The following is a 16,953-nucleotide window of genomic DNA, read 5'->3' on the forward strand; positions in this document are numbered from 1 at the left end:
GTAAACTTTATATTTATACACATAAACTTTATTAACTTATAATTCTAAAATATTAATTATAAAATGTAATTTAATTTTTTTCTACTATAATTGCATTTTTAAATATTAATCTAAATTTTTAAAAAAGAGGTGAAAAATTTGAATTTTAAAAAGATAATATTAATATCTTTAATATTAGTTTTAGCTATTGGTGCGGTCAATGCTGAAGATACAATAATTGAAGATGTTAATGATAATAATTTAAATTTGGACGATTATGAGATTGCATATGATGAAATTATATCTTATGATACTCTAAGTTCAACTGAATATGAAATAACTGATGAAAATTATGAAGAATACTTTAATATAACAACTGGGGAATTTTTAGCAAATTCTACTATTGTTGATGGAGATATTATTAATGTAAATAATGTTTCTAATAAACATTTTGTTATTAATAAGTCTTTAACTGTTAATTCTATAAAAGATAATGTTTTAAATAATATAAGCATCTATTTAGTCTCAGGAAGTGATGGAACAATTATTAATAATTTAAATATTTTCAATGAAAAAGGAGATTATTCTTTAATTATTGAAGATGTTTCTAATATAGATGTAAATAATTGTATTTTTAATGTTAGTTCAGGAATTCCTATAAGTTTAAGTAATGCAAATAATATTACAATTAAGAATAATAATATTTATTCAATTAAAAATGATTCTTTAGAAATAAATGGCATTTATATAGAATCTTCTAGTAATATTGAAATTTTAAACAATGTTATTGAAGTTCTTTCTGGAAATGTCTCCTATACAAATGCAATTACAGCAGATAAAGTTTCTAATTTAACAATTTCAAAAAACAATATTAATGTTTATGGAGAAATTAAAACATTTTCTGTTGTGGTTAGTAATTCTGAAAATATTTTCATTGATTCTAATAATATAACTACTTTAGCATCTGAGAAAAATATAGATTGGTCTTTTTGGCCAGATTATGAGATTTTTTCTGTAGGAATGCATATTTATAGAAATGATAATACTGCTATTTCAAATAATAATTTATACATGGGATCTAATGGATTAACTCCAGAAAACTTAGGAACAATTGAAAATATTTTAATCGATTCTTCTAATAATACTTTAATTGATTCAAATAGTATTGTATCAAATGGTACAAAGTATGTTTATGGATTGAAAGTAGCTGGATATTTTGATATGAATAATTTTGATTATTATAAAAATATTAATACTACTATTTCTAACAATGAATTTTATACTATTTCTGGACATCATTCAAATGGATTTACTATTTCTTCATTAACTGAATATACAAACATCTTTAATAACCAAATTACTGTAATTGCTGATAATTTTACATATGGTGCTTATTTTGAAAATGATGGCAATGGCCCTACATATTATAATGATTTTTATAATAATTATATAACTGCTATTAGTAATTATGCAGTTGGAATTCAAAATTATGGTCCTAGAAATTCTAAATTCCATGATAATTTTATTAATACAAGTGGAAATACTACAAGAGGTATTGAAATTTTTGCAGGTACATGGAATAATGAATTTAATAATAATATTATCTATTCTCTAGGATCTAATGAAAACAGTACTGGTATTCAAATAGGGCAAAAAAATGATGAAAATATTAAAAATAATGTTATTTTTGATAATTATGTAAGAACTAATGCAGAATATTCTGTTGTAATATTAAATGGGTCAACTATTAAAGATAATAATGTTACTTTTAATGATTTGCGTAGTAATTCATTAATGGGAGATAATAGTGTTAAAGGTAATAATACAACTAATTTAATTGAAAATAATTTTTATAGTTTAAATACCTCATTAAATGGGTCTGACATTTCAATTTTATATAAAAATGATACTCAATATGTTGTTACTTTAATTGATGAAAATGGTAATATATTGGCTAATAAAACTATAACTTTTATATTTGATGGTCAAATTACTACTGCTATTACTAATGATGAAGGTAAAGCTTATTTAACAATTAGTAAAGATGTAGGAACTTATGAAGTTACAGTATTATTTAATGGTACTGCTAACTATACTTCTTCTAATATAACTAATACTATTACTGTATTACCAACTATTAATGGATCAGATGTTAAAAAATATTATAAGAATGGTACTCAATTTGAAGCTACAATAGTTGGTAGTGATGGTACTCCTTTAGCATATGCTAATGTTACTATTGTTATTAATGGTGTAAGTTATAATCGTACTGCTGATGAAAATGGTTCTTTAAAATTCAGTATTAATTTAGCACCTGGCAATTATGCTCTTAAAATTACTAATCTTGCTGATAATGTATCTATGACTTATAATGTAACTGTTCTTTCTACTGTTTTTGCAGATAATGTTACTTTGTTTTATTGTAATGGTAGTAAGTATGGTGTGAGTGTTATTGATGGTGAGGGTAATCCTATTGTTGGTTGTAATGTTTCTTTGAATATTAATGGTGTTTTTTATGATCGTACTACTGATGTTAATGGTACTGCTTGGTTGAATATTAATTTGGATCCAGGTACTTATACTATTACTGCTATACATCCTATTAGTGGTTTAGAAATTGGTAATGTTATTAAGGTTTTACCTACTTTAGAAAGTGAGGATCTTGTTATGTTTTATCGTAATGGTAGTAAGTATGGTGTGACTGTTTATGATAAATTAGGTAATCCTATTGTTGGTCGTAATGTTTCTTTGAATATTAATGGTGTTTTCTATAATCGTACTACTGATGTTAATGGTACTGCTTGGTTGAATATTAATTTGGATCCAGGTAATTATACTATTACTGCTGAACATCCTGTTACTGGTTTAAAATTAGGTAATAATATTGAAGTTCGTCCTACTGTTTTTGCAGATGATTTAACTAAAAAATTCGGTACAAATGATACTTATGATATTCATGTTTTAGATGGTCAAGGAAAACCAGTAAATAATGTTAATGTTACAATTAACATTAATGGAGTAATGTATGAAAGAACCACTGGTTCAGACGGAATAGTTAAATTAAACATTAATTTAGATCCAAATACATATATTGCAACAATAATGTATAAAGGATACGAAACATCAAACATAGTTACTGTAAATGCTTAAATTTTTTTCTTCTATTTTTTAGAAGAATTTTTTTTATTTTTTTTTAAAAGATTTTTATAAGTATTAATTTCTTTTTTTATTTTCATACAACCTTTATATTTTATATATTATGCTGTATTTAATATTATATATAGTAAAAGAAACTTTAATTTTTATAAAGTATTTTTGCACTATGATTTTATTATTAATTATAATGGAGGTGAAAATATTAAAACTAATAAACTATTATCCATAGTTCTGTTTTTTTCAATAGTTTTAATTGTAACTGGAAATGTAATGGCAAATGATAATGAAAATATTGTTAACCATGATTTAATTATTAATGACAATGCTTTATCTAATGAAGATTTATCTTTAGCATCTTCTGATACTATATTTGCATCTGATACTAGTTCAATCACAGTTAATGTTAAAGATTCTTATAACGAATCATTAAATACATGGGTTGAAGATGGATTTTCAATTTCAAATGCTAAAGTAGAAATTTTTGATTCTCAAAATAATTTAGTATTTTCAGATTTAACTGATAAGAAAGGTCAAATAATATCTAATAACTTAAATAATGGCAATTATCGAGTTGATATTTCATATCTTACATATGAGATAAAATCTTTTAATGTTAATTTAAATTCAAATAAAGTGTTAACTCACACTTTTTATCCAGATATAATATTGGTTATGACTATTGGTCATCAAGAAAAAATTGATGCTCTAATGGGATTAAGTAGGCGTGTAGCTTATATTCACACTGATGTTTATGAAAAAGAAAAAGATTGGCTATTAGAATTTGCAAATTATGTTCATTTAGATATGTATATTGATAGTAAAACTGATAGTATAGATTTGGGACCTATTAAAAATAGTCCTGCAAATGATAACTATAAAATAGCTTATACTTTTGGAGTATATGGCGATACAATTATAAAATCTCTTGGATTAAATTTTATAGGAGGTTCGGTTTTTAATAATACTCCTAATACATTAGAAAATACTTATATTGGGTCTTATTTTCAAGCACAAGATACTCCAGATATTAGTGTTATGGAAGAAAATATGAAAAATTATTTGGATTATATGTTTTATTTAATAAATCCTAATAAATATAAGAATCCTACTTTAGATTCTTCTAGAACTCCTCTTTTTGTAGCTTCATTTGGTTTATATCATCCAGATATTGGTACTATATTAGCTCAACCAGAACCAGAATTAATTAATAAGTGGATTATTTCTAATCCAGGATATGACGCTGATGGCAATGGTAGTCTTAATTGGATGGTAGAAGAATATTCGTTGTGGGCTCAAGAGTTTTCAAGTCCCGAATATTTAACTGAGCTTTTTGAAAAAGAATATTTTAAAAAATTTTCTTTTAATACACCTTATATTGCAATAGCTAGCTATTATGCAGGTGGTCCTCTTGTAGATGCTTTAATCAGAGCTTATGAATCAGAAAATAGAGCAGCTATAAATGTATTTCAAAGTGTTCCTGATCCAAAACTTTCTCTTGCAAAAATATTAGCAGGAGTTAATAATGCTTCCAAATATGGATTTTCAGCTGTAAATTCATTAGTAAGTTGGTCTTTGGATTATTCTAATTTAGGTAATGGTGGAGCTACTGATACTTTATCAGAATTAGATTTATCTATATTAAATGCTGTTAACCAAATTTCAGAAACCAGCTATAATAATGAACTTGGCCCTCAAATGGAATGGATTTATGCTGTTACAATTCCTAGTTTTGAAAGTATTTTTGGTTCAATTGTTGTTTCTTATGTTGATTCAAATGGTGTCGAGCAAATTATTCAATCTGGTGTTGATAAACTTGTTAAAATGACATTGGGATGGGCTAATCTTAAAGAAAAAGATAATGATGATAAAATTGTTTCTATTGTTCTTTATAATTATCCTCCAGGGAAAAATGAAATTGGTGCTTCATTTTTAGATGTTTTTGAAAGTATACATGATATATTAGAAGTATTATATGATGAAGGATATGATATTGGTATGTCTAAAGAAGAGATTCCTAATGCTAATGAAATTTACACTATTGTTGCTGAATTTGGTAATAAAGGGACTTGGGCTCAAGGACTTTTAAATGAATATGTAGAAAAGTATTTTGATACATTAATGAATAACGGGCAACTTATCAATTCTGAAAAATATCAAGAATTGGTTATTGATTCATTAGATTATAGACTATATCAACAAATGTATGATTATTGGAATGGAAGTGAAAATGAACTTGGAAAAATAATGGTATACAATGGTGAATATATTGTTATTCCTGGAATTTTCTTTGGAAATATTTTTATAACATTTCAACCTAGTAGAGGTTGGGAAGAGGTTTCAAATTATCATGATTTGGAAATGCCTCCTCATCAACAATATGTTACATTTTATAAATGGTTAGATGAAGTATTAAATACAGATGCAATAATTAATTTAGGAACTCATGGAACACTGGAATTTTTGCCAGGGCGTTCTATTGGTCTTCAAGAAGATGATTGGTCTTTTGCTTTAACTTTAAATCCAACTATTTATCCATATATTGTATCTAATCCTGGTGAAGGAATGGTTGCAAAAGATAGATTGGGAAGTTTAATTATCACTCATATGACTCCTGCTATTGTTGAATCTGAGTTATATGGGGATTATGTTAAGTTAAAAGATGCGATTCTTCAATATGAAAATGCAGTAAAAAATAATGTTACTCAACAAATTGAAAATGCTCAAAAAGCAGTTATAGAATTTGCAATTTCATTAGGTTTTGATTCTAATTATGAATCTTTTGATAACTGGGCTGAGGAACTACATGACTATTTGGAATTAATGGAAAATGATTTAAATGTATTGGGTATGCATTCTTTAGGATATGTGTTATCTGGTGAAGAATTAATCCAAGAAGTAATAACAATTGTATCATCTAAAACAGAAATATATAATAGACTTACAGCTTTTTTATTCCCTGAACTTGCTGATTTAGATTTTTATAAAAATATAATTACAAATCGTAAATATGAAGGAGAAGTCGTTGAAATTAAGGCTTGGTTGTATAAATTTATTGAAGAACTCGTTTATAATACTGCTTCTTGTAATGATTTAGCTAAAAAATATGGTATTGAAAATGATTCTGAATTATATGATGATTTATTGGAATGTGTTGATGTAATTATTGGAATTCAAAGTAATATGGAATGGAAATCCCTAATCTCAGCATTATCTGGAGGTTATGTTTTTGCAGGATTATTTGCTGATCCTTCTTATGGAAATTCTCTTCCAACTGGAACTAATGGTTATGTGGAAGATTCCAGTAAAATGCCTACTAAAATTGCATATGAATCAGCTAAAGAAATGATGGATTTAAAAATTGCAGCTTATTATGAAGAAGAAGGTAAATGCCCAGAACTATTTGGTTTAGTTTTATGGGGTACAGAAATTCTCCGTACTAATGGAATGGGAATTGGTGAATTTTTATACTTATTGGGTGTTGAACCTATTTGGAGTAGGAGTGGTACTGTTACTGGTGTAAAATTAATCCCTCTTGAAGATTTAACCATAACTTTATCTAATGGTACAGTTTTAAACCGTCCAAGAATTGATGTTTATGCTAGTATTGTTACTAGTAATTCATATTGGATTAAATTAATGGTTAATGCTGTTAATATTGTTTTCTATAATACACCTGATGAAGATTCTTCAGTAAATTTTGTTAAAAAACATTATGCAGAAAATCCTTCTCTTGATAGATTATTTGGTCTACCAGGTAATATTCTTGAAGGTACTGGTGGAAGTGATTTCTTATCAAATCCTAATAATTGGCAAGATTTAGATGATCTTACTGCAGTTTTAGCAGATATATATTTAACCAGAGTTTCTTATTCATGGTCTATAGATGAAAAAGGTAATATTATAATAACTCAAAAAAGAGATGATTATTCTTATCTTTTGGGTAAAGTAGATGTTATTAGTCAAAATATGGATAGTACATGGAGACTTCTTGATACTGATGATTATGTTGATTGGTTTTATACTATGTGGGCAGTAGCTAAAGAATTAGGCGCAGATCCATATACTATGATTGGAGATAGTAGAAATCTAAATAACTTTAAGATGAGGGATGTTATTGCTGAATTACAATTAGAGATAAGAACTAATGTTTTAAATCCTAAATTTATTGAAGCTATGCTTAGTAGTCCTGGAGGTACTTTAAAATATTATAGTATGTTTGAGGAATGGTGGAAATATGAAATTCTTCATCAAGAAACTACTGGGGAATCAACTATCAATACTAATCTTTATGATCAAATGGCGAATGTTCTTTTAGAACAATCTTCAAATATCAGATCTGATTCACAAGCATATGGTTTGCAATCTAGTATAGCTATTATGATTCATGCAATCGAAAGAGGGTATTATAATGCAGATCCTCAAATGCTTGAAAATTTAGTAAATAAATTCATAGAAATAGTTAATGAATATGGAATAGCATGTTGTCACCATACTTGTGGTAATTTGAATTTAATGAATAAAATAGTAGTTTCTAGTACTCTTTCAGATAAAATAAAACAAGACTTTTCAGATATTATACAAGCAGTTACTTTAAAAGATCCAATTTACAATTCTACTACTACAAACCCAGAAACCCAAAATACTGATTCAAATGGAACTTCCACTGATGAACCATCACCAAATACAGATTCTGAAGGATCTGTAGGAGAATATGGTAATGATAAATCTCCATCTATTTCATCTTCTACTTCAGGAAGTGATTCTCAAAAAAGTTCAAAAGATAATTCTGAAAGCTCAGATTCTTCAGAAAGTGGTGATGCATATGAAATTTCTAAAACTAGTTCTAAAAGTAGTGCTAGTGTAGAATCTTCAATGCCTATTTATTTCATTGCAGCTATAATTGTTTTAATAATTGTATTTGCTATTGGATATTTAAGAAATAAAGATAATGAATTTTAATCTTTATTTCTATTTTTATTTTTTTTTCAACTTCACTTTATAGAAATTATTATATAATTGAATTTACATAGTTGTTTTATAAAATAATTTTTTTATTTTACTTTAAAAATTGGAGAAAAAACTATGAAAGCTATTAAATTTTTAATTCTCTTGTTTTTTATTGTAAGTTTAGCTATTAGTGGAATTAGTGCTACTGATAATGAAACTTATTTAGAAACTCAAGAAAATAACTTAGATTTTAATCAATTATCAATTGAAGAAGAGATAGTTGATAATAACGTATTAAATACATATGAAATAAATTCAAATAATTTCAATGATTATTTTGATGGAAATGGTATTAAAGATTCAAGTCAGGTAAAAAATGGAGATACTCTTAATTTAAATGGAGATTTTACAGGTTTAACTTTTAAAATTAACAAAGCATTAAATATAAATGGTATTAATGCTCAACTAAAAAATTCAAAAATCATTGTAGTTGCAGGTGGATCATATTCTAATATTTCTAATATTAATATTCAAAATTCACTTGTATCAAGCTATGGAATATTATTGCAAAGTGCTACAAATTGTATTATTTCTGATTGTACAATTAGTGTAAATGGTGTGGGAGCTTTCCCAATAATTTTAGATATGCAAGCAAATAATAATAAAGTAATTTCAAACCATTTAATTACTGCTAAAACATCTGAAGGTAAATATCATGCTAATATTATTTTAGGAGATTCTCATAATAATTACATTGCAAACAATATTATTGAAAGTGGAGATTCTAATGCAATTTATTTATCTGTATATGGATCAAGTAACTTTTTAGGAGGATTATCTAATTATAATCATATTTATAATAATACTATTAGTTGTTATTTAATTCCCACTTCATGGAATTATGCTATTCAAATGATGGGTTCTTATAATCTTGCTGAGGAAAATACTGTTATTGGAACTTATAGGGGGATTTCAGGATCAGGTACTAATAATTCTGCAATTGGAAATACTTTAATTAATTTGACTGGAATAGAATTTTCTACTAATGAATTAGTTGGAGGAGATCATGGTATTATTTTAGCTACAAATTCAACTGTTGCAAATAATATTATCATTAATTCAAATCTAGTTGGTTCTGGAATTTCTGTAGGGTCTAATTCTAAAGTTTATAATAATGATATTGAAGTTTTAGGAGATTCTTTTGGAATTAGAGCTGAAGGTAATAATATAGAAATATATAATAATAAAGTAAAATCTCAAAATGTAGGAATCTATCAAATTGGAGGTTCAAGCTCTGGAGGTTATTCAGGTTTAATTGTTAGAAATAATACTATTAATTCTGCTTCAGCTATCGGAATATTAATAAAAAAACAATCTAATAGAATTTATCCAAATAATATTAAAATAATTGATAATATTGTAATAACTGAAAATGAAATAGCTATTGATGCTTCTCAAGCAGATAATAATTCTTATATTATTTCAAATAATAATGTAGGAGGTAAAAAAATTATTTCTCCAGATGGACTTGTTGATCCTTCAGGAGATTTAGTTTTTAATGGAACTACATATACTATCACCCCTACTAATTTCAAAAATTTCTTTGATGATAATGGAAATATCATATATGCTTTGAAAAAAGGAGATATTTTAATTTTTGTTGGTGATTTTTATAATAAATTAATAAAAATTAATATCGGACTAAAATTAACTGGATCTAACCCTAATTTTTATAATTCTACTATTAAAGTACTTTCAGTTAATGGTGTTTTAATAGAAAATTTAAATATTGTAAATAATGATCATAATGCAGATAATCAGTGGGGCATTCTTATTAAAGAATCTAATAAAATAGTTATTAAAAATAATAATATTGATATTAAGGATAAAACTGCTGCATATTCAATTTTTATTTTAGATTCAGGTGATTTAAATATTCATAATAATAAATTAAAATCTTCTGGTGGAAATTTAACTTATACAATACTAATGTATTCTTCTTTTAATGCAAATATTGTAAATAATGAAATTATTACTATTGGTACTGGTGAAAAATATTCTTATCAAAAAGGAATATCTATTGGTGAAGGTATTAATGTAAATGAAATTTTAAAAACATATGGTATTTTAGCTATTGAATCATCTGGTAATTATATAGCTGAAAATAATTTACAAATTTCATCTTTATTAGATGAAGCTTATGCTAATTCATCAAATTCAATTGCAGGTATTGATTTTTATTTTGACTGTTCTGATAATATAATTGAATATAACAATATTACAATTAATGCTAAAGACAATTATATTTATGGTATGGGAGTTATTGGTGCAGAAACTAATTCTGGTCAAGAAAAATATTCAAAAAATAATACTTTTGCTTATAATAATGTTAATATTGAAGGATATAGTTTTGGAACAGGTTTCATTGCAGGATATAACTCTATAAATACTATAATTATGGGAAATAGTATAAATGTAAATACAAAACGTTTTGCATATGGTATAACTTTAGAAGATTCTGATAAATCAATTATTATTAACAATAGTGTCAAAACTTCAGCAGATATTAATTATATTATTGAAATGTATTTATCTGATGATAATTTGATTGAAAATAATGAATTATATGGTATGGGAAAATATGTATATGGTATTGCAGGATATAGGGCATCAAATAATAATATTATTAATAATAATGTCTCTGCATTAGGTAATTCAAATGAAATTTTAAATTATATTAATTATGATGTAATAAAACAAGGAAATTCTGGTATTATATTATTAATTTCTGATAATAATTTAATTCAAAATAATTCTATTACTACTTTAGGAAATTATTCTGTAATAGCTATAAACACTAGTAAAAACAATGTAATAACTTATAATTATCTTAAATCATCTGATAAAATAGGAGATGCATCTGTAAGTGTAATAGCTAATAATGAAGTTCATGATAATTATGCTAAATATTTCTCAAATATTAAATTTAATCCGATTGTAGCTATTTATAAAGATACAGCTATTTTCACAGTTACTTTATCTGATGGTGGAGATTCTAAAGTTAAATTTTATATTGGTAATGTTTTAATAGGGGAAACAAAATCTGTTAATGGTGTAGCTAAGTTTACTTATAAATTAACTGATGCTTTTGCAGTAGGTCTACATAATATTTATGCAGAAATTTCTGAAGATGATTATAAATCAGAAAAAGTTGCTTCGACCTTAACTATTACTAAAGAAAATTTAATTATAATTTTCGAGGATATTTCAAGTTTACCTGGAAATACTATAACATTAAAAGCTACAGTTTATGATAGATTTAATAATCCTGTTCCAGGTATTGTTGTAGAGTTCTATAGAGATGGTAATAGATATATTGGCAGAGGAACTACTGGAACTTATGGGATAGCTACTCTTAGCTGGAAAATGCCAAGTAGTTTGACTTATGGTAATTATTCAATTTCTGCTAAAACTACTGGAAATGATGATTATGAAGGCAATTTTAAAAATGCTACTTTATCATTAGGTAAAGCTAAGCCTGTTTATCTTTCTGGAGATAATATTACAATGTATTATAAAGATGGATCTAGATATGTTGTAACTTTACTTGATAGTAATAAAAATCCATTTGTTGGTAGAGATGTAACCATTTCTATTAATGGTGTTGATTATGTAAGACAAACAGATTCTAAAGGCCAAGCAAGTATTGCTTTAAATTTAGATGCAAAAGAATATCTTGTTACTGTTAAATTTTTAGGTGATAAGGATTATACTGCTTTAACAATTAGTAATATTGTTAAAATCCAAAGTACTTTAGTTGCTAGTGATTTAACTAAATATTACAAAAATGATAGTCAATATTATATCACTGTTTATGATAAGTTAGGAAAGCTTTTAAAAAATACTGATGTTGAATTTAACATTAATGGTGTAATGTATACTAGAACTACGGATTCTAATGGTATTGCTAAATTATCAATTAATTTAAGTCCAAATAAATATGTAATAACTGCTAAAAACCTAGTTACTGAAGAAGTTCATTCTAATAATATCGTTGTTTTATCTACTTTAAATGGAAGCGATTTAACTAAAATGGTTGGAGGAGCAGAAAAATACGGTGTTAAAGTCCTTGATAGGCAAGGAAAAGCTATAACTAATACTAATGTTCGTATGAATATTAATGGTGTTATGTATACTAGAACTACTGATTCAAATGGAATAGCTTATTTATCTATTAATTTAGATCCTGGTGAATACATTATAACTGTTTATCATCCTGTTGATGGTTTAGAGCAAAGTAATTTAATTCGTGTTTATCCCACATTACTTGGTTATGATCTTAGTATGAGTTTCCAAGATGGTTCTTATTATAGAGTTTATTTATATGATACTAATGGAAAAGAATTAGTGGGTAAAAATATTTCAATGAATATTAATGGAGTCATATATCATAGAACAACTAGTTCAGGTGGTTTAGCTAAGTTAAATATTAATTTAGACAGAGGACATTATATTATAACTGCTTCTTATGGTGGTTATTCAACTTCAAATATTATTGTTGTAAAATAGCTAATTTATAGCTATTTTATTTTTTTTAAATATTATTGGGGGATATACTATGGATATGATGAGTATGTTATGGCAGTTAGGTGTTTTATCTGCAGTATTAGTTTTTGGAATTAAAATTGGTTTAGCATCTGGTTTAGCTAATCTTTCAAAAAAGTATTTAGCTTTAATATGTCTAGGTTATGGTGCAGGTGTTTTAATTTGTGCAAAAATTGCTTCTTTTTATGCAGATCAATTAACTACTTGGATTTATGATTATAATGTTGTGTTTTTTTTAGCTATGGCATTAATTATGATAATAGCTGGGGTATTTACAATTAGAGAATGGAAAGTTAATTCAAAAAATACAACTACTGCAACATGTTTAGCTGTTGTTGCTCCTTGTCCTTGTTGTTTTGGTTCAATTATTGCTAGTATTCTTTTAGTTGCTCCTACTATTGGTTTTGGTGCATATCAATTAAGTCAATATGTAGCTTTAGCTTTAATTTTAACAATTGCAATAACTTATTTTGGATCAAATTTTATTGCAAAACATTTAAATAAGCCTTATCCTGTAATTCTTGGGAATTTCATGTTATTTTTAGGTATTTATTTCTTATTATCTTCTATTGTATTACCTAATATTTCTAGTGCTATGAGTAAACAAATGGGCTCTATTAATATTGCTTCATTTGAATCAATAGCTATGATAATTATATTTGTTGTAATGCTTTTAATTGTAGGAATAATTTTAAATAAAAAAAGTGATAGTTTTTATAAATAATTTAAGGAGGATATATTAATGAGTTCTGTAATCCCTGGTGGGGAATTTTTATCTGGTGCATTAAATGCGATTGCTCAAAGTTTGATTATACCAGTTATTTTATTATTATTAGTTTTAATTGTTTACTCAATAATTTTAGCAGGAGGTTTAATATCAGAATATACATCTCGAAAGAAAGTTTCTGTTGGGGAAATTAAGAGTATTATATATAGTATTAATAAATCTAAAAATACTGATGAACTTAAAAGTATTATTGGGGATTCTAAGATTTCTAATTCTCAAAAAAAGGTTTTAAATGAGATTGCTGATTCTTCTGAATTAGATGAAGAGAATCGTAGAGCTTTAACTAATAAGTTAATTGAGGTTGAAGAGGATAAGATTGATAAGGTTTTAGAGAAAACTGATATTATTGCTCGTATTGGCCCTACTTTGGGTTTGATGGGTACTTTAATTCCTATGGGTCCTGGTCTTGCTGCTTTAGGTACTGGTGATGTTGCAGCATTAGCTGATGCTATTATTGTTGCTTTTGATACTACTGTTATTGGTATTGCTGCTGGTGGTTTGGCTTATGTAATTTCTAAAATCCGTAAAAGATGGTATGAAGAGTATATTTCTACTTTAGATGCTTTATCTGATTCTGTTTTAGATTTTATGCATAGATAATTTTTCGTGATTTAAATGGTTAGGAAACAACGTAGGTCTAGGCGGTCTCAAAGTGAAGATCAAGATCCTTTAGCAGGTACAACTAACCTTGTTGATGCAATGTTAGTAATATCTGTTGGATTACTTATTTTTTTAGTTATGAGTTGGAATATGCAAAGTATAGTCTTCTCAGACATGTCTCAAGAAGAAAAACAAGATGTAATGGAAGCAATGAAACAAGTCTCCCAAGTAAATCAAGGAAAAGAATTAAATGAAACTCCAGATACATCTAATAGTTCTGGTGAAGGATACACTGAAATGGGTAAAGTTTATAAAGACCCGTCGACAGGTAAACTTATAATGGTTGAAGAATAATTCTATTCTTCTTTTAATTTTTTCTAATTTTTTTTATTATTTGAATATTATTTTTCATTAAAAAACATATATTTAATAATAACTTAATGTAATATCTTTTAATGAGAATTAATTTTTAAATACAATATTGGCTTAAAACTATATTTTATTGAATATATCTGATTAATTAAAATACTAAAATAAAATAATTGCGTGCCTACTCAGTAAGTTCAAATAAATTTTTTGTTCTCATTTAATTAAAGGAGGAATTTAATGAAAAATTATCTTAAAATTTTATTAATAGCTTCATTAATTTTATTTTCTATTGGTGGAATCTCTGCAGAAGATACAGTAATAGAAAATTTTGATGATAATGCAGCTATTGAAACTACAAATGTAGTTAATGAATACATTGATGTTAACAATGTTAAATTAGAAGAAACTATCACTGAAGATAATCAAGTCTTTAATGATACGAAAGAAGAAACTTATATTAATTCAAGTAATATAGAAAAAACATATAATGATAGTGGTAGATTAGAAGCAACTTTATTTGATTCTAATGGTACTCCTATTAGTGGTGTAAATTTAACTATTATTATTAATGGTCAAACTTATAATAGGCCTGTTAATGATAATGGTACTTTATCTATGGCTATTAATTTAGAGCCTGGTTTTTATCCTGTTGAAATTTCATTTGCTGGAAATGATGAATATGCTAATTCTAGCACTTCAATCAATGTTACTGTTTTACCTACATTAATTGGTGAAGATTTGAATAAAACTTACCGTAATGGTAGTCAATTCTATATAAAAGCTATTTATGCTAATGGATCAGCTATTATTGGTAAAAATGTTAGTTTTAATATTAATGGACAAAAATATTATAGATTAACTAATGCTAGTGGTATTGCTACTTTAAATATTAATTTAGCTCCAGGGGTTTATGTTCTAACTGCTACTAATCCTATTGATGGCTTGAACACTTCATATACTATAACTGTTTTCCCAACTTTAATTGGTAATGATTTAAATAAGACTTTCCGTAATGGGAGTCAATTCCATGTAAAAGTTATTAATGGTGATGGAACTGTTGTTGCTGATAAAATGGTTTCTATGAATATTAATGGTGTTTTTTATGAAAGAAAAACTAATGCTAGTGGTATTGCTACTTTGAATATTAATTTAGAACCTGGCACTTATATTTTAACTGCTAAAAATCCTGTTGATGGTTTAGAAGATTCATATATTATCACTGTTCTTTCTACTATTTTTGGTGAAGATCTTGTTAAATATTATAAGAATGGATCTCAATTCCATGCTTTATTTATTAATGGTGATGGAACTCCAATAGTAGGTAAAAATGTTACTTTCAATATTAATGGTGTAATGTATACAAGATTAACTAATGCTAGTGGTATTGCTACTTTGAATATTAATTTAGATCCTAATAGCTATATTTTAACTGCTAAAAATCCTGTTGATGGTTTAGAAAAATCTTTTAAAATATTTGTTAATTCAACTGTAATTGTTGATAAAGTCATGGTATATTATGAAAGTGGAGAACATGCTGTTGCTCAAATTTTAGATGGAACTGGTAAAGCTGCACCTGCTGGAATAATAACTCTTGGTATTTTAGGAAAAGATTCAGTATTTATTGGAGCTATACGTGAAAATGGTACTGCTTATTTCACTTTTGATGGTCTTCTTCCTGGAAAATATGATGCATTTGTTAACAATCCAGTTACTAATGAATCAAGACATTTTATTTTAACTATTAATTCTACATTAGTTACTAAAGACCAATCTGTTGTTTATAATGAAAAAGGTCAATATTCTGTAAAATTAGTAGATTCTAATGGCACTGCTCTTGCAAATAAAACTGTTACAATCACTCTTAATGGAAATTCATATAATAGAACTACTAATGAAAATGGTACTGCTTATTTAACTATTAATTTAAGACCAGGTACTTATACTGTTGTAGCTAGCTATGAAGGTCTTAATCAAACAAATAAATTAACTGTTAATAAAATGCCTGCTAGTATTTCACTTCCTAATGGTAATACTATATCTAAAAATGGAAATCTTGAAATAAAAGCAACACATAAAGGTAATCCTATTGCAGGAATTACAATTTATGTTCAAGTTGATGGTATTGACCAATTATATGGATATAAAACTAATGCGGAAGGTATTGCTACTGCAAGAATAGGTTTGCCTGTTGGTTCTTATCAATTCTGGCTTATGATTGCACAAGATCCTAACTATGCAGATGTAACTACTATTAATACAATTAAAATTGTATAATTAATTATTCTATTTTTAGAATAATTATTTTTTTATTTTTTTTCAAATACTATAATATTTACTATCAATTTAATTAATTTCTCGATTAAAATAACATAATACTTTTTTTTCAAACACGATTTAATCAACTAATATTTTTATATTAATAAAAGACTTTTAAAAAATAATATATTTAATATAATATATGTAGATGTAATTATTAAAAAACAATATTTATTAAAATTTATAATAAAAAT

The 16,953-nt window shown here is 25.9% G+C and carries 7 protein-coding genes; all 7 read left to right on the forward strand.

Features of this window, described 5'->3' with window-relative positions; translation table 11 throughout:
• The first annotated feature begins 138 nt into the window (after positions 1-138).
• Complete coding sequence (locus ACA134_RS01150; protein ID WP_409200359.1) at positions 139-3,129, forward strand: hypothetical protein; 2,991 nt, start codon at positions 139-141, stop codon at positions 3,127-3,129.
• A 276-nt stretch (positions 3,130-3,405) separates the two neighbouring features.
• Positions 3,406-8,094, forward strand: coding sequence for a cobaltochelatase subunit CobN (locus ACA134_RS01155; protein ID WP_409200360.1), 4,689 nt, complete (start codon positions 3,406-3,408; stop codon positions 8,092-8,094).
• 123 nt (positions 8,095-8,217) lie between these two features.
• The gene (locus tag ACA134_RS01160; protein WP_409200361.1) at positions 8,218-12,651 is read left to right on the forward strand and encodes a right-handed parallel beta-helix repeat-containing protein; all 4,434 of its coding nucleotides are present in this window, start codon (positions 8,218-8,220) and stop codon (positions 12,649-12,651) included.
• Positions 12,652-12,700: 49 nt separating this feature from the next.
• Positions 12,701-13,411 (forward strand): DUF2162 domain-containing protein, encoded by a 711-nt coding sequence (locus ACA134_RS01165; RefSeq protein WP_409200362.1) that lies wholly within the window; start codon positions 12,701-12,703, stop codon positions 13,409-13,411.
• Between the two features lie 18 nt (positions 13,412-13,429).
• Positions 13,430-14,074 (forward strand): MotA/TolQ/ExbB proton channel family protein, encoded by a 645-nt coding sequence (locus tag ACA134_RS01170; RefSeq protein WP_409200363.1) that lies wholly within the window; start codon positions 13,430-13,432, stop codon positions 14,072-14,074.
• Positions 14,075-14,089: 15 nt separating this feature from the next.
• Positions 14,090-14,428, forward strand: a complete 339-nt coding sequence (locus tag ACA134_RS01175; RefSeq protein ID WP_409200364.1) for a DUF2149 domain-containing protein — start codon at positions 14,090-14,092, stop codon at positions 14,426-14,428.
• A 252-nt stretch (positions 14,429-14,680) separates the two neighbouring features.
• Complete coding sequence (locus ACA134_RS01180) at positions 14,681-16,717, forward strand: hypothetical protein (RefSeq protein ID WP_409200365.1); 2,037 nt, start codon at positions 14,681-14,683, stop codon at positions 16,715-16,717.
• The last annotated feature ends 236 nt before the right edge of the window (positions 16,718-16,953 follow it).

This window comes from Methanobrevibacter sp. DSM 116169 (assembly GCF_046197865.1).
Taxonomy (GTDB): Archaea; Methanobacteriota; Methanobacteria; order Methanobacteriales; family Methanobacteriaceae; genus JAHKLT01.